The sequence below is a fragment of the Stenotrophomonas sp. 80084_Sma genome (assembly GCF_056481995.1).
Map to the genome: position 1 here is coordinate 1032711 of NZ_CM151177.1, position 21386 is coordinate 1054096.

General features: G+C 67.1%; 19 protein-coding genes. 10 read left to right on the plus strand and 9 right to left on the minus strand.

Features of this window, described 5'->3' with window-relative positions; all coding sequences use genetic code 11:
- The first annotated feature begins 187 nt into the window (after positions 1–187).
- The 4 genes from ACZK3W_RS04840 (at position 188) to ACZK3W_RS04855 (ending at position 4941) form a co-directional block, all read left to right on the plus strand.
- Complete coding sequence (locus ACZK3W_RS04840) at positions 188–568, plus strand: tautomerase family protein (protein WP_478450520.1); 381 nt, start codon at positions 188–190, stop codon at positions 566–568.
- A 191-nt stretch (positions 569–759) separates the two neighbouring features.
- On the plus strand, positions 760–1155 hold the full coding sequence (locus ACZK3W_RS04845) for a DUF2946 family protein (protein WP_478450521.1): 396 nt from the start codon (positions 760–762) through the stop codon (positions 1153–1155).
- A gap of 130 nt (positions 1156–1285) precedes the next feature.
- The gene (locus tag ACZK3W_RS04850) at positions 1286–3424 is read left to right on the plus strand and encodes a TonB-dependent receptor (RefSeq protein WP_478450522.1); all 2139 of its coding nucleotides are present in this window, start codon (positions 1286–1288) and stop codon (positions 3422–3424) included.
- An 11-nt stretch (positions 3425–3435) separates the two neighbouring features.
- Positions 3436–4941: a PepSY domain-containing protein gene (locus ACZK3W_RS04855; RefSeq protein ID WP_478450523.1), complete on the plus strand. Its 1506-nt coding sequence runs from the start codon at positions 3436–3438 to the stop codon at positions 4939–4941.
- Positions 4942–4950: 9 nt separating this feature from the next.
- Here ACZK3W_RS04855 and ACZK3W_RS04860 read toward each other — a convergent pair whose 3' ends face one another.
- Both ACZK3W_RS04860 and ACZK3W_RS04865 read right to left on the minus strand, forming a co-directional pair.
- Complete coding sequence (locus ACZK3W_RS04860) at positions 4951–6084, minus strand: MFS transporter (protein WP_125895247.1); 1134 nt, start codon at positions 6082–6084, stop codon at positions 4951–4953.
- 11 nt (positions 6085–6095) lie between these two features.
- Complete coding sequence (locus tag ACZK3W_RS04865) at positions 6096–6872, minus strand: DeoR/GlpR family DNA-binding transcription regulator (protein ID WP_049400656.1); 777 nt, start codon at positions 6870–6872, stop codon at positions 6096–6098.
- Positions 6873–7030: 158 nt separating this feature from the next.
- On the opposite strand from ACZK3W_RS04865, the gene smqnr reads away from it, so the two are divergent.
- Positions 7031–7678, plus strand: a complete 648-nt coding sequence (gene smqnr, locus ACZK3W_RS04870; protein ID WP_478450524.1) for a SmQnr family pentapeptide repeat protein — start codon at positions 7031–7033, stop codon at positions 7676–7678.
- Between the two features lie 3 nt (positions 7679–7681).
- Here smqnr and ACZK3W_RS04875 read toward each other — a convergent pair whose 3' ends face one another.
- Both ACZK3W_RS04875 and ACZK3W_RS04880 read right to left on the minus strand, forming a co-directional pair.
- On the minus strand, positions 7682–8356 hold the full coding sequence (locus ACZK3W_RS04875) for a class I SAM-dependent methyltransferase (protein WP_478450525.1): 675 nt from the start codon (positions 8354–8356) through the stop codon (positions 7682–7684).
- An 87-nt stretch (positions 8357–8443) separates the two neighbouring features.
- Complete coding sequence (locus ACZK3W_RS04880) at positions 8444–9142, minus strand: glutathione S-transferase family protein (protein WP_478450526.1); 699 nt, start codon at positions 9140–9142, stop codon at positions 8444–8446.
- 100 nt (positions 9143–9242) lie between these two features.
- On the opposite strand from ACZK3W_RS04880, the gene ACZK3W_RS04885 reads away from it, so the two are divergent.
- Positions 9243–10202, plus strand: a complete 960-nt coding sequence (locus tag ACZK3W_RS04885) for a LysR substrate-binding domain-containing protein (protein ID WP_478450527.1) — start codon at positions 9243–9245, stop codon at positions 10200–10202.
- Here ACZK3W_RS04885 and ACZK3W_RS04890 read toward each other — a convergent pair.
- Positions 10141–11520: an aminotransferase-like domain-containing protein gene (locus tag ACZK3W_RS04890; RefSeq protein WP_285302777.1), complete on the minus strand. Its 1380-nt coding sequence runs from the start codon at positions 11518–11520 to the stop codon at positions 10141–10143. The genes ACZK3W_RS04885 and ACZK3W_RS04890 overlap by 62 nt on opposite strands.
- 133 nt (positions 11521–11653) lie before the next feature.
- On the opposite strand from ACZK3W_RS04890, the gene ACZK3W_RS04895 reads away from it, so the two are divergent.
- From ACZK3W_RS04895 to ACZK3W_RS04905, 3 genes are all read left to right on the plus strand, one after another.
- Complete coding sequence (locus tag ACZK3W_RS04895) at positions 11654–12517, plus strand: DMT family transporter (RefSeq protein WP_478450528.1); 864 nt, start codon at positions 11654–11656, stop codon at positions 12515–12517.
- Between the two features lie 159 nt (positions 12518–12676).
- Positions 12677–13558: an SDR family NAD(P)-dependent oxidoreductase gene (locus ACZK3W_RS04900; protein ID WP_285302778.1), complete on the plus strand. Its 882-nt coding sequence runs from the start codon at positions 12677–12679 to the stop codon at positions 13556–13558.
- Between the two features lie 38 nt (positions 13559–13596).
- The gene (locus ACZK3W_RS04905) at positions 13597–14475 is read left to right on the plus strand and encodes a LysR family transcriptional regulator (RefSeq protein WP_201118302.1); all 879 of its coding nucleotides are present in this window, start codon (positions 13597–13599) and stop codon (positions 14473–14475) included.
- Between the two features lie 13 nt (positions 14476–14488).
- On the opposite strand, the gene ACZK3W_RS04910 is transcribed toward ACZK3W_RS04905, so the two are convergent.
- On the minus strand, positions 14489–15388 hold the full coding sequence (locus ACZK3W_RS04910; protein WP_423163222.1) for a LysR family transcriptional regulator: 900 nt from the start codon (positions 15386–15388) through the stop codon (positions 14489–14491).
- Between the two features lie 107 nt (positions 15389–15495).
- Between ACZK3W_RS04910 and ACZK3W_RS04915 the strand changes: the two genes are divergently transcribed.
- Positions 15496–17013: an MFS transporter gene (locus tag ACZK3W_RS04915; protein ID WP_336685081.1), complete on the plus strand. Its 1518-nt coding sequence runs from the start codon at positions 15496–15498 to the stop codon at positions 17011–17013.
- Here the strand turns inward: ACZK3W_RS04915 and ACZK3W_RS04920 are convergent.
- The 3 genes from ACZK3W_RS04920 to ACZK3W_RS04930 form a co-directional block, all read right to left on the minus strand.
- Complete coding sequence (locus ACZK3W_RS04920; RefSeq protein WP_478450529.1) at positions 16997–19087, minus strand: TonB-dependent siderophore receptor; 2091 nt, start codon at positions 19085–19087, stop codon at positions 16997–16999. The genes ACZK3W_RS04915 and ACZK3W_RS04920 overlap by 17 nt on opposite strands.
- A 99-nt stretch (positions 19088–19186) precedes the next feature.
- Positions 19187–20572 (minus strand): sensor histidine kinase, encoded by a 1386-nt coding sequence (locus ACZK3W_RS04925; protein ID WP_125895232.1) that lies wholly within the window; start codon positions 20570–20572, stop codon positions 19187–19189.
- Positions 20550–21233, minus strand: a complete 684-nt coding sequence (locus tag ACZK3W_RS04930) for a response regulator transcription factor (RefSeq protein WP_032969121.1) — start codon at positions 21231–21233, stop codon at positions 20550–20552. Before ACZK3W_RS04930 ends, ACZK3W_RS04925 begins: the two co-directional genes overlap by 23 nt.
- Positions 21234–21386 lie beyond the last annotated feature (153 nt).

A 21386-nucleotide genomic window follows, 5' to 3' on the forward strand; every position in this document is an offset into this window, starting at 1 on the left:
CCGCCCATGCCGACCCTGCATATGACGACTCCTGTGCGGCGCCGCCACGTCAATCACGTCACCCAGCGCGCGCGGGCGGGAATGTGCCACGGGTGAAGGCAGAGGATTCCATCCCTGTGCTGTCCCACCGCCCCGGGCAGGCGTAGTCTCAGCCCATTGCCGTGCCCATCCACTCTGGAGTGCCACCATGCCGCTCGCCCGCATCGATCTTCGCAAAGGTAAATCCGCCGACTACCTGCAACGCGTCGGCGAAACCATCTACCAGGCCATGCGCGCGGTGGGCGTGCCGGAGAACGATCGCTTCCAGATCTTCCAGCAACACGAGCCGGGCACGTTGATCTATGACCCCGGCTACCTGGGGGTGGACCGCACCGACGATTTCATCTGCATCCAGATCACCTGGAACGAAGGGCGCACGTTGGAGCAGAAGAAGGCGCTGTACGCCGGCATCGCCGAGGGCCTGCACGCGGCGGTGGGTATCCGCCGAGAGGATGTGTTCATCAACCTGGTGGAAGTGAAGCGGGAAAACTGGTCGTTCGGGAATGGTGCGGCCCAGTACGTGAGTTGATGCGCGAAAAGCATCCACGCATGGCGTGGATCTACTGAATGAAGGGCGTGCGCGGGGGAGGGCAGCCCTGCGTCACCGTGTCGCAGGGGGTAAACCCTGAACGGGGTCCAAGGTTGGCTGCGGGTCCGTAGAATGGCCGGGTGCGTCAATCTGTCCTCCACCGCCGGTTCCAGGCCCTGGCATGGCTTGCCATGCTGCTGGTGCTGCTCGCCCCGCTGGTGAGCCGCTGGCTGGCGCACGGTCACGTGGCTGCTGCAGTGCCGGCGGCGGCGATGGATCACGCAATGCACGCAGAGCATGCGCAGCACGCGATGGACGGGCACCACGACCATCACGCGATGGCGATGCCGCACGGCGAGGCCGCAAAGAAGCCACCTGCCGATCCACACGCCGATCATGAGATGGGTGTGGACTGCGATTACTGCCTGATCGCTGCACGGCTGATCAACCTGCTGGTGGCGGCAGTGCTGCTGTTGGCGCCGATGGCACCGGTGTGCCGCGCACTGCGCGGTGCGGTGCAGACGTTGCCGCAACGGATCAGCGGCACATTGGGAGCGCGTGGGCCGCCAGCCTTCATGGCCGCCTGAGCCGCACGCGTGTTGCATTGAACATTTTTCCATGAGGTTGCCGGCCACGGCCGGTGCCCGCACGCGCGTGTTTGTCCCTTTCTGATTGCTGCCCTGCCATTGCGGGGTGGCCTTGCATGCCGTGAAAAAAATGAAAACGAACCCCAACTCCGCGCACCTGCGCCGGGCGACGCTGCCTGTCCTGTGCGCGTTGCTCCTGCACACCGCCCCCGTACTTGCCGCCGATGCGGCACCACCGACCACGCTGGACACCGTGCGGGTGGTCGATACCCGCAGCGGTGAGCTCTCGTCCACCGCCAACGCCGGTTCCGCGCTGGGCCTGAGCGTGCTGCAGACACCGGCCAGCCTGACGGTGATTTCGCGCGAACAACTGGAGCAGCGTGGCGACAGCAACCTCAACGATGCGATCAGCCGGGCGGGTGCGATCAGTGCGATGCCGCACCCGGGCAACGGCCTGAGTGCGCTGTCCAGCCGCGGCTTCACCGATGGCGCTTCGGTGATGCGCCTGTACGACGGGCTGCGCCAGTACGGTGGCGTGGGTATCACCTTCCCGTTCGATACCTGGTCGATCGAGCGCATCGAAGTGCTGCGCGGCCCGGCCTCGGTCATCCATGGCGACGGTGCGATCGGCGGCGTGATCAACATCGTGCCGAAGAAGCCCACGCGTGGTGCGATCGAGAGCGAGATCAGCGTAACCGTGGGCAGCGAGGACACCGCGCGCCTGGGCTTCGGCAGCGGTGGCGCGCTGACACCCGAGCTGGCCTACCGGCTGGACGTGAGTGGCAACTACAGCGGTGGCTGGGTCGATCGTGGGCGCAACAGTGACGCGACATTCTCCGGTGCGTTGCTGTGGCAGCCGCGCGCGGACCTGCAGCTGACCCTCACCCATGCGCAGGGCTACCAGCAACCGATGCGCTACTTCGGCACGCCGCTGGTCGAGGGCCGCCAGCTGGAGGCGCTGCGCCACCGCAACTACAACGTGGATGACAGCGAGATCCGCTACCGCGACCGCTGGACCCAGCTCGATGCGCTATGGACGCCGAACGCAAGCGTCGAATGGCGCACGCGCCTCTACCAGATCGACAGCCAGCGCGATTGGCGCAATGCCGAAGCCTATGTCTACAACCGCCCTACCGGCTTGATCGATCGCTCGGGAAACACCGAGATCACTCACAACCAGGACCAGACCGGGCTGACCTCGACGCTGCGTGTGCAGGGAACCGCGGGTGGCCTGCAGAACAGCTTCGCGGTGGGCCTGGATGCCAACCGTGCGCACTTCAAGCACACCAACAACACCTATGCTGGCAGTTCGGGCCCGGTCGATCCGTTCGAACCGGTGCCGGGCCAGTTCGTCAGCGACGCGCCGAACCTGCCGCGCTACCGCAATCGTGCCGAGCAGTACGCGCTGTTCGTGGAGGACCGGTTGGCGCTGAGCGAGCGCTGGTCGGTGCTGGGGGGGCTGCGCCACGACCGCGCGCGCATCGACCGTACCGATCTGATCAGCGGCCAGAACGCGTTCTCGAAGACCTACAGCAGCACCGGCTGGCGCGCAGGTACGGTGTTCGCGCTGCGGCCGACGCTGAGCCTGTATGCGCAGTACTCGCAGGCAGCAGACCCGGTCAGTGGGCTGCTGATGATCAGCCCGGCCAACGGCGCCTTCGACCTGGCCAAGGGCCGGCAGATCGAAGTGGGCCTGAAGCAGGCCTTCAATGGCGGCGAGTGGACGCTGGCAGCGTATCGCATCCGCAAGACCGGGCTGCTCAGCCGCGATCCGCTGGTGCCGGACCGCCGCGTGCAGGTGGGCGCGCAGACCTCGCGCGGTATCGAGGCATCGCTGAGTTGGAACGTCGCGCCGCACTGGACGCTGGATGCCAACGCCACGGTGCTGAAGGCCGAGTTCGAGGACTTCCTGGAAACCACGGGTTCGCCGGCGATGCTGGTGTCGCGTGATGGCAACGTGCCGCCGAACGTGGCCGAGCGCCTGGCCAGTGTGTGGTTGAGCTGGCAGTTCGCACCGGACTGGAGTGCGGCGGGTGGCGTTCGCTACGTCGGCAAGCGCTATGCCGACAACGCCAACACATTGGAGCTGCCCGGCTACAGCACCACCGATCTGGCACTGACCTGGCAGGCGGCACCGCGCACGCGATTGTCAGCGCGCCTGTTCAACGTATTCGACAAGGCGTACTACGCCACCGCGTACTACACCAGCACGCAGTGGCTGCTGGGCGCGGATCGTCGCGTCGAGTTCACCGTCGACCATCGCTTCTGAGGACGCGCACCATGTCGCTGCGATCCACTGCCAAGCACTGGACCTACCTGGTGCACCGTTGGCTCGGCATCGGCGGATGCCTGCTGATGCTGTTGTGGTTCGTCAGCGGCATGGTGATGTTGTTCATTGGCTACCCGAAGCTGACACCCGGTGAGCGGCTGGCGGCGTTGCCGGTGCTGGGGGATGCTCGCGATCTGCGCGGGCTGTCGGTACTGCCTGCAGCCGTGCAGACCGAGCCGGAGGCCGTGGCGCTGACCACGCTGCGTGGCGAGCCTGTGTATGTGGTGCGCACGGGAAGCAACGTGGGGGCGTGGTCAGCCGTCACCGGCCAGGCCCTGCTGCCGGTGTCGGCACAGCGCGCCGAAGCGTCAGCGGCACAGTTTGCTGGCGGCCCGGCCTTTGTCGGTGCAATGCGCGTGGAAGAGGACCGTTGGACGCATTCGCGCGCGCTGGACGCGCACCGGCCGCTGTACCGGGTGGAGGTGGGGGGCGCACAGCCCGGTGATCTGTATGTGTCCTCGCGCACCGGTGAAGTGGTGCTGGACGCACCGCATGTGCAGCAGCGCTGGAACTATGTGGGGGCCTGGCTGCACTGGCTGTATTTCCTGCGCATGCAGTCGGTGGATCCGGTCTGGACGTGGGTGGTGATCGTGCTGTCCGCGCTGTGCACGGTGGCGGCGGTCAGCGGCATCGTGGTGGGTGTGTGGCGCTGGCGTTTTCGCGGGCGCTACCGCTCCGGTGCGAAGACGCCGTACGTCGAACCGTGGATGCGCTGGCACCATCTGATCGGACTGATGGCTGCGGCCTTCGTGTTCACCTGGATCTTCAGCGGGCTGATGTCGATGAATCCATTGGGGGTCTTCAGCAGCACGCCCGAGGCGATCGATGTTGAACGCTATCGTGGCAGCGCGGTAACGGTGGATGGCGCGTTGGGTGAGCCGGTGAAGCTTCTGGCGGTGGCCGATGCTGAGCGCTTCCAACTGGTCGAGATCCAGTGGCGCCGCATCGGAGGCGAGCTGTTCGCAGTGCTGCTGGACGGGCGGGGCGAGACCCGCATCGTGTCCAGCGGCAATGGGCATTTGCAGGTGGCGCGGTTGCTGCCGGCCCCGTGGCTGCAGCAGAAGGTGCGTGCGCTGTCCGATGCGCCGATGCAGGAGTTCGTGGTGCAGCAGGCAGCGGATGCCTACTTCTATCCGCGTGCACCGGAAGCCATGAACGGCGCGGCGGTGCGGCGCTTCCCGGTTGCGGTGGCGGATTTCGGTGATGCCGAGGCGACGCGCGTCTATCTCGATCTGGCTACCGGCGATCCGTTGCTGACGATGGGGCATCGGGAACGAGTGGGACGCTGGCTGTTCTACTTCCTGCACAGCTGGGATCTGCCCGCGATGCTGCGCCAAGAGGGTGCCCGGCTGGCGGTGGTGCTGCTGCTGAGCGCTGCTGGCACCGCGTTGTGTGCCACGGCGACGGTGATCGGCTATCGGCGATTGCGGATGAAGCTGCGGCACAGGCGGCGCTGATGCCTTGGGTTACACCCGCAGCCAGCGCGTGGACATCGCCACCAGCAACAAGGCCATGGCCACGCCGATGAAGGCGGCGATCAGGCCGAAGTGATTGGCAGCGAAACCGATCAGCGCCGGTCCGGCAAGGATGCCGGCGAAGCCCAGCGTGGAAACGGCGGTGATTGCCAGTGCGCCGGGCATGCGGGTCTGGTGGCCGGCCAGCGAGAACAGCGCCGGTGCGATGTTGGCGCAGCCAAGGCCGACCAGCACATAGCCGAGCAGTGACGCCTGCCACGGCGTGACCAGGGTCAGCACGAGCACGCCCGCGGCGGCCAGCAGCGCGCCGAACACGATCGCGCGCTCACGGCCAACGCGCTCCACCAGTGCGTCGCCGAACAGGCGCGCGACGGTCATGGTCAGGGTGAAGGTCACATAGCCGATACCGGCGAGGCTGGCATCGACGCGACGCACATCGCTGAGGAAGACCGCGCTCCAGTCCAGCATCGCGCCTTCACCGAGGAAGGCAACGAAGGCCAGCACGCCGATGAACAGCACGATGCCGTGCGGCAGGGCCAGCATTGGTGTGTCGTGTGGCATGCGTTCGCTGTGCCAGTGCGCTGCCGACAACAGCATCACCAGCAGCATGGCGCCAACGCCGATCAGCACCGATGCCAGTGGCGGCAGCTGTGCGGACAACAGCACGGTCATGGTGGCCGCGCCGAGGAAGCCGCCGATGCTGAAGAAGGCATGGAAGCCGGACATCATCACGCGCCGTGCTTCGCGCTCGACGATGACGGCCTGCACGTTCATCGTGCAGTCCATCGCGCCCACGGCGGCGCCGAACACGAACAGCACCAGCCCCAGCGTCCAGGCCGAACCGGCCAGCGCCAGGCCGGGCACGGTCAGGCAGATCAGCAGGCTGCTGGCCACCATCACCCGGCGGCAACCGAGGCGCGCGGCCAGCACGCCGGACAACGGCATCGCCAGCAGCGAACCGGCACCGAGGCAGAGCAGCACCAGCCCCAGCGTGGCGTCATTGATCTCGGTGCGTGCTTTGGCGAATGGCACCAGGGTGGCCCACAACGCAGTGGCGAAGCCGGGAATGAAGAACGCAGCGCGGGTCGCGTGCTGTTCGGCACGCGCGCGGTTGGCAAGGGACATGGGCGGTACGGTCAGGGCGGAGTGGGGTGTACCGCGATGCCGGCGGCGCGGAAGCGCGCGGCCAGCGCCGGCGGAGCCGAGGTGGTCAGCACCAGATCGTCGATTTCATCGAGGCTGGCGATCTGCCAGTTGCCGCGGGCACCGAGCTTTTCAGTGGTGGCGGCGACGATGACGCGGCTGCTGCAGGCCACCATCGCGCGTTTCAGCGTGGCTTCTTCCGAATCCATTGCCCAGACGCCGGTGTCGCCGTCCACCGCGCAGGGGCCGGGCAGGTATACGTCGGCGCGCAGGCGCTGCACCTGCGCCAACGCTTCAGCGCCGACCGCGCCGCCACCGCTGGCCAGGCGGCCGCCGATCAGCTGCACCGAGGTGCCTTCAAGCATGCTGGCGGCGGTGGCGATCTGCGGAGCATTGGTGATCACCGTCAGGCCGAGAGCGGTCGGCAGCTGCTGGGCGATCGCCAGGTTGGTCGACCCGGCGTCGAGCAGTACGACCTGGCCGGGCTGCAGCAGCGCGCAGACGCGGGCGGCCAGCTCGGCCTTGTCGCCGCGGTCGCGGGTCAGTCGCTCGCGTAGCGGGCGTTCCTTGGGGGGCGGCAGCACGGCGCCGCCGTAGACACGCTGGCACAGGCCTTGGGCGGCCAGCTCGCGCAGATCACGGCGGATCGAGTCTTCGGAGACGGCATAGCGGCGCGCCAGTTCGGCGGCGACCACGCGGCCCTGCTGGCGTAGTTCCTCGAGGATCTGCAGGGTGCGCTGGGCGGGGAGGGGGCTGGGATCGGAGCTCATGCCGCAAGTCTGCATGTTCGTGCATTAACGTGCAACAACGTGCATTCAGCCGGGTGGACACAGAACGGCTGGACTGCCGGTGAACCTGCCCGCGTCCGGGTCTATGGATCACCTTCGTGCCCCGGCATCATGGCGGGGCACCTGGCATGGAATCCACGATGTCCCCCACCGTTCACCGCAAGCTGCGCATCGGCGCGGACCAGTACACCGGCCAGAAAGTGGTCGACCAGCAGTTCTACGAATGCGATTTCTCCGGCGCGGACCTGACCGCCACCGAGTTCATCAACTGCAGCTTCTACGACGCTGAAAACCGCGCCGGTTGCCGCTTCAACGGCGCCACATTGAAGGAAGCCAGCTTCCGTAGTTGCGACATCAGCATGTGCCACTTCAGTTTCATCAAGGCGCTGGGCCTGGAGATCAGCGAGTGCCGTGCGCAGGGCGCGGATTTCAGCAACGCCAGCTTCATGAACCAGATCACCACGCGCAGCTGGTTCTGCAGCGCGTTCATCAAGAAGTCGAACCTGCGCTATGCCAATTTCTCGCGAGTGACGCTGGAAAAGTGCGAACTGTGGGAGAACCGCTGGGATGGCGCGAACGTGAGCGGTGCCAGTTTCGCCGGTTCGGATCTGTCCGGTGGCCAGTTCGAGGAGATCGACTGGAACAGTGCCAACTTCACAGACTGCAACCTGACCAACTCCGAGCTGGGCGAGCTGGACCTGCGCAGCACCAACCTGCGTGGCGCCACGCTGGATGTGCAGCAGGTGGCGCTGTTGATGCAGCGTATCGGCATCACGGTGGTGCCGTAGGCATCACCCGGTGTACGCCACCCAGCCCTTGAAGCTGAAGCCGGCGTAGAACAGCTCCACACCGTCGAAGCCGGCCTCCTGCAGCAGTGCGACCTCCTGCTCGGGTGCCAGCAGCGGCAACCGTTCGGCAATGGCGTCGATCGCGCGCTGCGCATCGGCATGGGCAACCCCCGAGGCTTCGGCGAACGCTGCGTAGCGCTGTAACCAGCGCAGCTTGCCGGCCGGGTCCTGCGGCACGCTGTGGTGCGCCACCACCAGTGGCGCGCCGGGTTGCAGGCGCCGGTGCAGTTCGCGCAGCGTGTGCAGGCGCTGCGCGGCATCGAGGAAGTGCAGGGTCAGCAGGCAGCTGGCGCCGTCGAAGCGCGCATCCGGTGCATCGTCGATATAGCCTTCCAGCAGCTGCACGCGCGACATCAGCGGACCCAGTGTCTGCTCGGCCAGGGCCAGCATCGGCGCGGCCGGGTCGACCCCCAGCAGCTGCCAGCCCGGCTGCGCCTCGGCGAAGGCCTTCAGTTCCAACCCGCCACCGGCACCCAGCACCAGTACGCGGCCCTGCGCAGGGACACGTTCGGCCAGCAGCAGGCGGCTCATCTGCTGCAACGCGAGGAAGCCGGGCACCTGGCGCAGCGGCGCGTCAGCATAGCGGGCCACCGCCTGCGGGTCGGAGAACGTGGACATGCGCGGATTCCTGCAGCGGGGGACATACCACTGTAGCGCGGCGCGCAAGAGGCATTGCGCGCCGCTGCCGCACGGGCAGGACAGGGCTCAGGCCGCTGCGGCCTCAAGCACGTCTTCCATCCGCACCTCGCCGAGGAATCCACCGCCGCTGCTTGCCGGCTGCTGCGCTTCGATGGCGTGGGCGAACTGCACGCCGGCGTCGTCCTGCAGGCGCTCGAACAGCTGCTGCACCCTTGGGAACTCGCGTCGATCGACCACCTGGTGATAGTCGTTCCAGCGCGCGATGCCTGCGAAGTAGGCGTCGGCAAAGCTGCGCTGTTCGCCCAGCAGCCACGGGCCGGCGCCGATCATCTGCTCCAGCGCCTGGTGGGCGTGGCGTACCTTGGTCGTGCCATAGGCACGCAGCGCCTCGCCTTCATCGCCTTCCGCATGCTCCAGTGCGTGCCAGAGCGGCGCGTAGGCACCGAAGAAACTGGTGTTGAGATAGGCCAGCCGATGGTTGAGGCGATCGAAGCCGGAGGTGCCCTGTGCGAAGCCCAGGCCCTGTGCGATGCCCTTCGCGGCCAGGTGGTTGAGGATGGCCAGGCTCTCGCTGAGCAGTTCGCCCTGTGTGGTTCGCAGGGTCGGGGTTTCGCCCAGTGGATTGAGGCGGCGGTAGTCTTCGCCCTGCACCTGGCCGGGCATCTCGATGCGGCACAGGTGATACGGCTGGCTCAGCCACTCCAGCGCGATGATGGAGCCGAACGAGCAGCCCGAGGGCACGCCGTAGAAGAGGATCGGGGTCATGGCAGGTTTCCGGTTCGAGCCGCGATGCGGCGGGTGAGGAAAGCGTGCCCGCGTGGACATTGCTCCGGAAGCCGTCCGAATGGCATCCTGAAGTCTACATATGTGGACGTTGCGCATGCTCAACCTCAACGATCTGGCCCTGTTCGTGACTGCGGTGGAGCAGGGCGGTTTCGCCGCAGGCGGGCGCCATCTGGGCCTGCCGCGCTCGACGTTGAGCAAGCGCGTGGCGCTGCTGGAAGAACAGCTCCAGGTGCGGCTGCTGCAACGCAGTTCGCGCCGCTTTGCATTGACCGAGGTCGGCCAGGAGTTCTTCGAGCGCGCACGCGCAGCGTTGTCTGAGGTCGAGGCCGCCGAGGCCATCGTCCGCGACCGCCAGGCCGAACCCAGCGGCACCGTACGCATCAGCGCTTCGATTCCGGTGGTGCAGGGCGAGCTCGCCGCGTGCCTGCCTGCACTGGCCCGCCGCTATCCACGGCTGCGCATCGAAGTTGAGGTGAGTGATCGTTTCATCGATCTGGCTCAGGAGGGCATCGACATCGCTCTGCGCAGTCACTTCGGTCCGCTGCCGGATTCCGGGTTGGTGCAGCGCTCGCTGGGTAGCGAGCGCATCGTGCTGGTGGCGTCCCCTGGCTATCTGGCAGCCGCGCCGGCAGTGGATACGCCCGAGCAGCTGCGTGCGCATGCCGGCCTGCTGACCGCGCGTCATGCAACGCGCTGGACGCTGCACGGCCCCGACGCCCGCACTGTGCAGGTGGAGCCGCAGGTGGCGCTGGTCGGCAATGAATCGCAGCTGCTGATCGCGGCGGCCGAAGCGGGTCTTGGCATCACCGTGTTGCCACACAGCCTGTGTGCCGCAGCCCTTGCCGCCGGCCGCCTGCAGCAGGTGCTGCCGGCGTGGCATGCCGGCGAAGTGACCACCAGTGTGCTGCTGCCGCATCGTCGCGGCCAGTTGCCGGGCGTGCGTGTGGTGGTGGATGCGCTGGCCGCGCATTACCAGCTCAACGCAGCGCGCGCGCCAGTACCTGCCAGATCCTCGGGTCCTGGCACTGCGAAACGTTGAAACGTACATAGTCAGCCGCGCGCTGCGACTGGCTGAACGCGTTGCCCGGTGCCAGCACGATGCCCTCGCGCAGGCATTGCCGGGCCAGTGCGGCGGCATCGCGGCCATCGGGCAGCTGGCACCACAGGAACAGCCCGGCTTCCGGCTGCAGCCACGGCGTGATGCCCAGCGCCTGCAGCTTCCGCAGCGTGTGCCGGCGCGCATCGGCCAGGCGCGAACGTACCGACTGCATGTGGCGGCGGTAGCCGCTGTCGGTCAGCGCGATGTGCATCAACTGCATCGCCAGGTGACCGCCGCCGAAGCTGGTGGCCAGCTTCAGGTCGGTCAGCGCCTCGATCCAGTCATGGCGCGCAGCGATGTAGCCACAGCGCGAAGCCGCCGACAGCGTCTTGGAGAAGCTGCCGACGTGGATCACCCGCGACAGTCCATCGAGCGCGGCCAGCCGCGGCGCAGGCTGCAGTTCGAAGTCGGCGAAGATGTCGTCCTCGACGATGATCAGTTCATTGCGTTCGGCCAGGCCCAGCAGGCGGTGCGCGGTGCTGGCGGAAAGCACCGCGCCGGTCGGGTTGTGCAGGCCTGAGTTGGTGATGTACAGCCGCGGCGTATGCGCCTGAACTGCCTGCGCGAACGCCTCCAGGTCCGGGCCGCTGTGCGTGTACGGCACGCCGATGGCCTGCACCTGGTGCGCCTTCAGCAACGCGTGGTAGTTGAAGTAACTGGGGTCATCCACCAGCACGCAGTCGCCGGGCTTGAGCAGGAAACGGCAGAGCAGATCGACCGCGTGCGTACCGGATTCGGTCAGCAGGATCTGCTCCATCGGCGCATCGATGCCCAGCGCCGCGCTGCGTCGTTGCAGCAGCTGGCGCAATGCGGGCAGCCCGAGCGGGCCGGCGTAGTCGACCAGCTGTAGGGCATCGGCACGTGCGAGCCGACGCAGGCCGCGGCGCACGCCATCGTGATATAGCCAATCACTGGGCATCCAGCCGCAGCCAGGCTTGAGGTGGCCCGCCGGCGTTTCCAGCGATTGCCGCGACACCCACAGTGGATCCACCGCGCGGTCCAGCCGCGGCTCCATTTCAGCCAGCGCCAGCGGTGCGGCCGGCCCACTGACGTAGAAGCCGGATCCTGCGCGCGCACTGATCAGGCCTTCGGCGGCCAGGCGCTCGTAGGCCTCGACCACGGTCGAGACCGACACCCCCATCGCCGCCGCCTGCGCACGTACCGAAGGCAGGCGCGAGCCGGGGCCATCCACCCGCGCACCGATGCGGGCGCGGACGGTCTGGATGACCGATTCAATGCGGGTGAGCGAACGTGGCATGGCGGAACCGTAGTGGAAGTGTGGGCAGTACAGTTACTTGCGACTGTACTGGATTGTAGCTGGGGTCGTTCCGCGCTGGATGCTTCCATACAGGTCCAGCCGGGCATCGTCCGGCATCTTCAGGAGTACAGGCGTGGAACGGTCGGCGAGTGGTTGGATCAATGGCTTCATCGGTGTAGTGATCTTCGCGGGCTCCCTGCCGGCCACCCGCTTGGCGGTACTGCAGCTGGACGCCGGATTCGTCACTGCTGCACGCGCGACCATTGCCGCCGTGCTCGGCCTTGGCCTGCTCCTTCTGCTGCGCCAGCCGTGGCCGCGGCGCAATGACCTGCCAGGCCTGGTGGTGGTCAGTCTGGGGGGGGGGGTCGGCTTTCCGCTGTTGACCGCGCTCGCGCTGCGGCATGCGTCATCGGCACACACCATCGTGTTCCTCGGCCTGCTGCCACTGAGCACTGCGGTGTTCGGCGTGCTGCGCGGCGGCGATCGACCGCGCCCGGCATTCTGGTTGTTCTCGCTGCTGGGCAGTGCCTGCGTAGTCGGCTATGCGGTGCGCAACGGCATCGAGGCCTCGCTGCAGGCTGACCTGCTGATGCTGGCGGCGATCGTGGTGTGTGGGCTCGGCTATGCCGAAGGCGGTCGGCTCGCCCGCCATCTGGGTGGCTGGCAGGTGATCAGCTGGGCGCTGCTGCTGGCGTTGCCGGTGATGCTGCCGCTGACAGTGCTGATGCGCCCGGCCTCGTTCACCGCAGTCGGTGCTTCGGCGTGGTGGGCACTGGGCTACGTGGCGGTGTTCAGCATGCTGATTGGCTTCCTGTTCTGGTACCGCGGGCTGGCCCAGGGCGGCATCGCCGCTGTTGGCCAGCTGCAGTTGCTGCAGCCGTTCTTCGGCTTGGCCCTGGCCGCGCTGCTGCTGCACGAATCGGTCAGCCTCAGCATGGTGCTGGTGACCGTGGTCGCGGTGATCTGCGTGGCAGGCGCGCGCCGCTTCAGCCGCTGAGCGAAAAAAGGGGACGGAGGGGATTAAGTCGTAATCGGCCCTACTGTGCCTGAAACGACTTAATCCCCTCCGTCCCCTTTCCGACGATAGCGTGCGCGTATCGTGGAGGGCGGTGAACAGTATTGGCTGCGGCCTGCGTGCTTGGTTGAAGCTGGGCGCATGAAGCCGATCTCGCGTATTTCCTTCGAAGGCCAGGTGGGTCTGGTGACCGGCGCCGCCGGTGGACTGGGCCTGGCCTACAGCCGCCTGCTGGCCGAGCGTGGCGCGCATGTGGTGATGCATGACGTCGGTGCCGGCACCGATGGCCGTGGTACCGATCCGCTTCGCATCCAGCACAGTGCCGAAGCGTTGCAGGCGCGGGGGCTATCGGTGCAGGCCGTCAGTGATCCCATCGACCATCGCACGGGCTGCCACGGGCTGGTGCAGGATCTGCTGCAGCAGCACGGCCGCATCGATTTCCTGATCCACAACGCCGGCTGGGTCGAGTACCAGACGCTGGAAGCGATCGAGGACGAAGCGCTGGAGCAGATGCTGTGCCTGGCCGCGAAGACGCCGTTGTGGCTGGCGCAGGCGGCGTGGCCGGCAATGCGCGCGGCGGGCGGTGGGCGCATCGTCATCACCACGTCCGATCGCGCGCTGTATCCGCAGTACGCACAGCGCGGGCTGTCTGCGTACGCGATGGCCAAACTGGCCGCGCTCGGTCTGGTCAATGTGCTGGCACTGGAAGGTGCCGAGCATGGCATCGTGGTCAATGGGGTTTCGCCGGTGGCAAAGACGCGCATGTGGGGCATCGAGGGTGAGCCCGATGAGCTGCATCCGGAAGCTGTTGCGCAAGGTGTGGCCTATCTGGCATCCACGCGCTGCCAGGACGGCGGCTGGGTGCTGCGCGCAAGCAATGGCCAGTTCCACGCACTGCGCCTGCAGGAGGCCGAGCATGTGGCGTACCCAAGGGATCTGCGCGCGGTCAGTGCCGACAGCATCGAGTCGGTGGCGCTGCAGTGGCCGGCCATCGCTCGCGCCAGCGTCGACGTGCGCGGCTGAGGGCGTACCCTAGGCGGGTTCCCACTGCCTGCTTCGAGATGATCGACCTGCGCCTGCTTCGCCAGTATGTGGCCGTGGCCGAAGAACTGCATTTCCACCGCGCCGCCGCCCGCCTGCACATGTCGCAGCCGCCGCTGACCGCGGCGATACGACGGCTGGAAGACGAGCTCGGAAGTGAACTGATCGTGCGCGGCAACCGCACGCTGGGCCTGACCGTGGCCGGGCAGACCTTGCTGGTGGAGGCGCGGGCAACGCTGCAGCAGGCCGAGCAGGGGTTGCAGCGCACGCGCGAAGCTGCAGCGGGGCAGTCCGGCAGCCTGCGTGTAGGCTATGTCGGCAGTGCGCTGTATGGCCGCCTGCCAGGTTTGATCCGCCGCTTCCGCCAGCAGTACCCGCAGGTGCAGTTGCACCTGCAGGAAGCCACGTCGCGCCAGCAGCAGTTGTGGCTGCGTGAGCAGCGCATCGACGTTGGCGTGTTGATTCCACCGATTCCCGCCGCCGAGCTGGTACTGCACGACTTCGACCATGACCGCCTGGCGATTGCGCTGCCGCGCGCTCATGCGCTGGCCGACGCGCCGGAGGTCAGTGTGGCGATGCTGGCTGAAGAACCGTTCGTTTCATGGCCTGCAGCCGAGGGCATCGGCTTCCACGCGCAGGTGCTGGGCCTGTGTACCGCTGCGGGCTTCACCCCGCGCGTGGTGCAGGAAGCGCAGGGCATGCACGCGGTGCTGTCGCTGGTGGCGGTGGAGGCGGGCGTGGCGATCGTTCCGGCCAGCATGGCCAGCTTCCGTTCGCAGGAGATCGTCTATCGCGTGCTGGAGGACGAAGCAGCGCGTTTCGACCTGCCGTTCTGCAAGCGGCCGGAACAGCCATCGCCGGTGCTGCGCAATTTCCTGCAGACGGCGGGCACCAACTGATTCTGTGGACCTGCTACGCCTTGTCGCCCTGGAACAGATGCGCAACGGCATAGTCGATGAACACCCGCAGGCGTGCGCTGGGATGGCGCCCACCGGGCCATAGCAATGAGAACTGCCCCTGGTGCGTGGGCCGTGCAGGCAGTACCCGTTGCAGGCGGCCATCGGCCAGCGCGTCGGCTGCGAGGAAGTCAGGCATCCAGGCCAGGCCCATGCAACCGATCGCAGCGGCCAGCACGGCCTCCATGTTGTTGCAGGTCATCGCCGTGGGAAGGCGCGCTCCAGCATCGCCTTCGATGCCCGGCAGCTGCCACGGGTGCAGCTTTCCGGTGGTGGGGTAACGGAAGCGCAGCGCGCTATGCAGGCGCAGCTCGCTCACATCACCGGGCGTGCCATGCGCCTGCAGATAGCCCGGCGCCGCACAGAGAATGAAACGGAAGCCGCCCAGCCGCCGTGCGGTCAGGCTGGAATCGGCCAGTTCACCGCTGCGTATCACCGCGTCGAGGCCTTCGCTGACCACGTCGACGATGCGATCGTTGAAGTCCAGTTCCAGCTGCACCTGCGGGTAGCGTTGCTGGAAGCCAGGCAGCACCGGCAGCAGGAAGCGGTAGCCGATGGTGGGCAGGCCGATGCGCAGCAGTCCACTGGGCGCGTGCTGTCGCTGCGCCAGATCCGCCCGCGCTTCGGAAAGTTCATCCAGTGCCCGCCGGCAGCGCTGCAGCAGCAGTTCGCCTTCGTCGGTGAGGTGCACGCGGCGGGTGGTGCGCTGGAACAGGCGGGTGCCGAGTTCCTGTTCAAGGCGGGCGATGCGCTTGCCCACGGCCGACGCGGACAGGCCGAGGACGCGAGCGGCGCCGACGATGCTGCCTGCTTCGGCGGTACGGACGAAGGCCAGCAGGGCAGAGATGGAATCCATGCGGGGCATGATTACGGAACAGTGGGCCGTAATCAACGTCCATCGAGCCTGTTTTTCAGGAATAGCGGCCTGTCCATCATCAATGCCCCTGATGGATGGAGGCCCGCATGGCCCCGGTTTCGATGCTTCCCGTACCTTCCCACACGCAGCAGCGCTGGGCGCTGCTTGCCGTCTGCCTGGCTGCACTGGCGCTGCCGTTGTCCTTCTCGGCCGGTGCCGTCGCGGTGCCGGCGCTGGCCCGTTCCGCGGCGTCGTCGCCCACCGCGCTGGCCTGGGTGACCAATGCGTTCATGCTCACCTTCGGCAGCCTGTTGCTCGCTGCCGGTGGCCTGGCGGACCGCTATGGCCGACGGCGGTTGTTCCTGCTGGGTACGGCGGGCTTCAGCATCGCCACGGCCGTCGTTTGCCTGGCCCCTACGCTGCTGTGGCTGGATCTGGCGCGCGGGCTGCAGGGCGTTGCCGCTGCAGCGGCGCTGGCGTCCGGCACCGCTGCGCTGGCGCATGCCTGGCAGGGCCCGGTGCGTGCCCGTGTGTTCGCGCTGCTGGGCACCACATTCGGTGCGGGGCTGGCGCTGGGGCCGCTGCTCGCGGGTCTGCTGCTGCAGGCGTTGGGATGGCGCAGTGTGTTCGCCGCGGGCGGTGTACTGACGCTGGCGGCGTTCGCCGTGGGTGCGCGCGCGTTGTCCGAAAGCCATGGCGAACGCGGGCGGCTGGATGTCGGCGGCATGCTGGGCTTCAGCCTGATGCTGGCGGCGTTGACCCTGGCCCTGCTGTGGCTGGGTGAATTCGGCCTGCATGCCATGCGCGTGCAGCTGGCGCTATTGGCGACGCTGCTGCTGGGTGGAGTGTTCGTCTACATCGAACGACTGCACCGCTCACCGTTGCTGGACCTCTCGCTGTTCTCGCAACCGGCGTTCCTGGGTGTCCAGCTGCTGCCGGTCGCAACCTGCTTCGGCTACGTGGTGCTGCTGGTGGTACTGCCGCTGCAGTTGCTGGGCGTGCATGGACAGAGCACGACATTGGTCGGGCTGCAGATGCTGGCCTTGTCTGCGCCGATGCTGGTGCTGCCGATGCTGGCCGCGCGCTGGGCGGAGCGCGTTGGAAGTGCGCGGCTGTGCACGCTGGGCCTGCTGGTCTGTGCCTCTGGCCTGTACCTGTTGTCGCGCCATGCATCGCATCCGTCGCCCTCGCAGTGGGCGCCGTTGCTGATGCTGGTTGGTGCAGGAACGGCCTTGCCGTGGGGCCTGATGGATGGGCTGTCGGTCAGCGTGGTGCCGGTGCAGCGTGCGGGCATGGCCGCCGGCATCTTCGGAACCGTGCGGGTGGCCGGTGAAGGCATCGCATTGGCCGCAGTCACGGCCTTGCTTGCGCTGCTGATCGGCCACCAGCTGCAGGGAGCATCGCCGGCATCGTTGGCGCGCGCCGGTGCCTATCTGGCCACGGGGGCGCAGGCACAGGCGCAGGCACTGCTTCCGGCGATGAGCGGCGCACAGCTGCAGCAGGCCAGTGCCGAGGCGCTGGCGATACTGCTGCGTGTCCTGGCGCTGCTGACTGCCGCATGCGCTGTGCTGTTGCACCTGCTGCTGCGGCGGCCAGCGTTGGCCGTGATCAGAACCGATAGCTGATGGTGCCGGTCACCACGCGCGGGTAGCCGGCGAAGCAGTCGCCAAAGGTGCGGCACGGCGCGTAGTGGCGCTTGCCGGTGAGGTTGGTGATGTTCAATGCCATCGTCCAGTCGGTCACCTGCACTTCCAGCAATGCATCGGCCAGCGTGTAGCTGGGCGTGATGATGCGCCCGCCATTGCCCAGCGACACCGTATTGCCGACATGGCGCACGCCGAGGCCCAGGCGCAGGCGTGCGGCATCATCCAGCTGGAAGCCCTTCGAAACCCAGGCCGAGGCCAGGTCCTGCGGGGTGTCGTTGAGGCGCTGGCCTACTTCCAATGCGAAGTTGCTGCGGCTGACCTCGGCCTCGTTGCGCGCAACGGCAGCGGTGACCGTCAGGTCGTTGGCGAACTGGAACTGCCCTTCCAGCTCCACGCCCTTGGAGCGGATCTGCCCCGTCTGCACCACGTTCAGCACATTGTCCGGATCGTTGGTCTGCCGGTTGGTTTCGGTGATGCGGTACGCCGCCAGCGTCAGCAGCAGGTTGCGCGCCGGTTGCCACTTGATGCCGGCCTCGGATTGGCGGCCGCGCATCGGCTTGAAGGCGCTGCCGAACAGGTCCTGGCCGGATACCGGCAGGAACGATTCGCTGTAGCTCAGGTAGGGCGAAACGCCCGCACCCAGTTCGCCGATCAGCCCGGCGCGGTAGGTGGTGGCATTGTCGGTCTGGCTGGGCTGGCCTTCGGTCTTCGAGCGTGCATGGTCGCGGCGCGCGCCCAGCACCAGCGAGATGCGGTCGGCCCAGCGGATCTGGTCCTGCACATAGACACCCAGCTGGGTGGAGGTCTGGTCCGGCTGACGATCCCAGCCACGCACGATCGGTGCGACCGATACCGGGGTGTAGATGTCGATCGGCGTGCCGGTGGCGTCCAGCCGCTGCAGCTGCTCCTTGTATTGACTGTAGTCCACGCCGGCCAGCAGCAGATGCTGGAAGGCACCGGTGGCGAAGTCGAACTGCAGCGCATTGTCGGCGCTGAAAATCTGCACGTCGGGGCGGGTGCCATAGGCCGTGCGGTTGACCACGCGCCGCTCGGCGTCGATGAAGGGATCTTCCGGATTGCTGTAGCTGTCCACGTACATCTGCTGCAGAGTGGTCCTGCCATCGATGTAACGCACTGCCGAGCGCAGGCTGAGCGTGTCGTTGAAGCTGTGGTCGAACAGCGCGGTCAGGCTGTAGACGCGCGAGTCGATGCGGTCGAAACCGGGATCGCCGATGAAGGTGGACGGGGCGAGGCGGCGTCCGGGCGGGGCAAGCAGGGTCGCGGCCAGCGGCAGGAACTGCTGGCTGGAGCCGGTCTTGTCATGCTGATAGCTGGCCAGCAGGGTCAAGGTGCTGCGTTCACCGCGCCAGCTGATCGACGGTGCCAGATAGACGCGGTCATCCTTCAATACATCGGTCTGCATGTTCGATTCACGCACCAGCCCGACGAAGCGGCCGGCAAGCGTACCGGCATCGTTCAATGCGCCGCCGATGTCACCCTGCAGCTGCCTGCGGTCGAAACTGCCGAGCTGCACGCCGACCTCGCCGTTGAGGGCGCCGAAGGTCGGGCGCTTGCTCATTGCATTGATGATGCCGCCGGTGGCGCCGGCACCATACAGCACCGAGGACGGGCCGCGCAGCACTTCCACCCGCTCCAGGCCATAGATTTCCGGGCGGGCGAGGGGGCTGAAACCGTAGCTGCGGCGCAGGCCATCCTGGTACTGCACCGGGTCCAGCCCGCGCACCGAGGTCGCATCGTTGCGGGTATCCAGCCCCCATGCATCGGCGGTGACGCCGGCGCTGTAGCGCAGCACTTCCTGCAGGTTGTGCGCGCCGCGATCGGTGAACAGCTGCTGGGTGACCACGCTGATCGCCTGCGGCGTCTCGGTCAGGGCGGTGTCGGTCTTGGTCGCGGTGCTGGCCCGCTCGGCCACCACCGTTACCTTGTCCAGGGTGCGCGCCGCCGGGGTGTCCTGGGCCTGGGCGATGGCCGAGGCCAGCAGGGTGGGCAGGGCGAGCGTGTACAGCAGCGGACGCGACGGCAGAGCGGGCATCGGGAGTGATCCGGGAAGGGCGGTGACGGCGGATTATCCGGATGCCCGCCCTCAAATACAAATGATTCCCAAGTGCGATTGGGGCGCCCTGGCCCGGCGTCAGGGCAGGCCGTCCGTCGCGCCGCGGATGCTCATCCAGGCGCCACCACCGGGGGCGCTGCCGGCGCGGACACGGAAGCCGTGCAGGCCGGCAATGGCGGCCACGATCGACAGGCCCAGGCCGAATCCCGGTCCTTGGCCGGCACTGCTGCTGCCGCGGAAAAAGCGCTGGTAGATCAGCGTGCGGTCCTGTGGCGGAATGCCCGGCCCGTTGTCGATCACATCGATCCTGGGGACGCCCTGGTCATCGACCGCACGCAGCAGGATGCGGCCCTGCGCCGGCGTGAACTGCAGGGCGTTGGACAGCAGGTTGGCCAGCGCTTCGAACAGCAGTTCGCGGTCGCCACGAAGTTGCCCGAGCTTCGGGTCCACCTGCAGTTCCAGCAGCTGTTGCTTCTCTTCGGCCAGCGGCAGGTAGAACTGGTGAAGTTCCTGCAGCAGATCGGCGATGTCCACCGCGTCGAAGGCCGAACGCCGCTGGTGGCTCTCCAGCTCGGATACCCGCAGCAGCGCGGCGAAGCGCGCCATCAGCATGTCGGTCTCGGCCAGCGCCTTGTCCAGTGGATCGGCATGCGGGTTCTGTTCGTCCAGGCCCACGCGCATGCGGTACAGATGCGCGCGCAGGCGGGTCAGCGGGGTGCGCAGATCGTGGGCGATGCTGTCGCAGACTCCTTTGACTTCGGTCATCAGCTGTTCGATGCGTTCCAGCATGGCATTGACGATGCTCGACAGCCGATCGATCTCGTCGCGACGGCTGGAGACCGGCAGGCGCTGGCCGAGGTCGCCGGCAACAATGCGGTTGGTGGCCGCTTCGATCTGCTGGATCCGTTTCAACGGGCGCCGGCGCAGCAGATGCCAGCCCACCAGGCCGGGAATGACGGTCAGCGACACGCCCCACAGCAGTGCATCAAGGATGATGCTGTTGACCGCCATGAGCTTGCCGTTCTGGCGCACAAATACCAGCGTGCGGCCATCGCGGGTCACCACGCCGAGCGCACTGCCGCCGTTGTCGTGGCGGCCATCAGCCAGCGTCCAACCGTCCACCGCATGCGAGTTGCCATCCAGCGGCAGTCCCGCGGGGATCGCTGTCAGCGGGCCTGCCATCGGCATGCCGGCCTTGTCGAACAACCCATAGGTATAGACCTGGTGCAGATCGAAGCGCTGGCTGTCGCGCAATGCTTCATCCAGTGCCGGCCCGTCGAAGCTCATGAACAGGTGGGCGCGCTGCTGCAGGCCCGATTCGGTCAGGTCACTGAGGTAGTCCGAGATGCGCCAGTACATCACGCCCAGCAGCAGGCTCGACCACGCTACGAACAGGATGCAGTACAGGCCCAGCAGCCTGCTGCTGGAGGAACGCCAGTGGTCAGGATTGCGCGTCGAAGACATAGCCGGTTCCACGGACGGTCATGATCGGCTGCGGCCGGCCGGGTTGTTCGATGCGTTTGCGCACGCGACCGATATGCACGTCGATCAGGTTGGTACCCGGATCGAAGTGGTAGCCCCAGACTTCCTGGAACAGCATGCTGCGGGTGACTACCTGGCCGGCGTTGCGCACCAGGAATTCGAGCAGCTTGAACTCGGTCGGCAACAGCGCGATTTCATGCCCGCCGCGTCGCGCCGAACGGGTCATCAGGTCCAGTTCCAGGTCACCGGCGCGCAGCACGTTATCGATGGCGCCAGTCGGGCCCTGGCGCCGGATCAGCACTTCCACGCGTGCAGCCATCTCATCGGAGGCGAAGGGCTTGGTCAGGTAGTCGTCGCCACCGGCGCGCAGGCCACGCACGCGTTCATCCACGTCCGACAGCGCACTGATCATCAGTACCGGCGTGGTGATGCCTTCACGGCGCAGCGTGGTGACCAAGGCCAGCCCGTCGATGCCGGGCAGCATGCGGTCCAGGGTGATCACCGCGTAGTCGCCTGCACGTGCCAGCGCCAGGCCGTTGCTGCCGTCGCTGGCCAGGTCCACGTCGAAGCCGTGGCTGCGCAGTTCGGTGGCGATCTCCTCGGCGGTGACAAGATCGTCCTCGATGGTGAGTACGCGCGGCATGGGCCAGTGTGCAGAGTGGGACAGGGGCATCCTCGCAATCGTGGGCAGCGACTGCAAATGAAAAATGTTTCATGCGCGATTTAGCAGGATCGTGCCGCCACGTCTTCTATATTCGGCGCCGAACGCTCCCCCACGCGTGGAACCCTGCAGCCG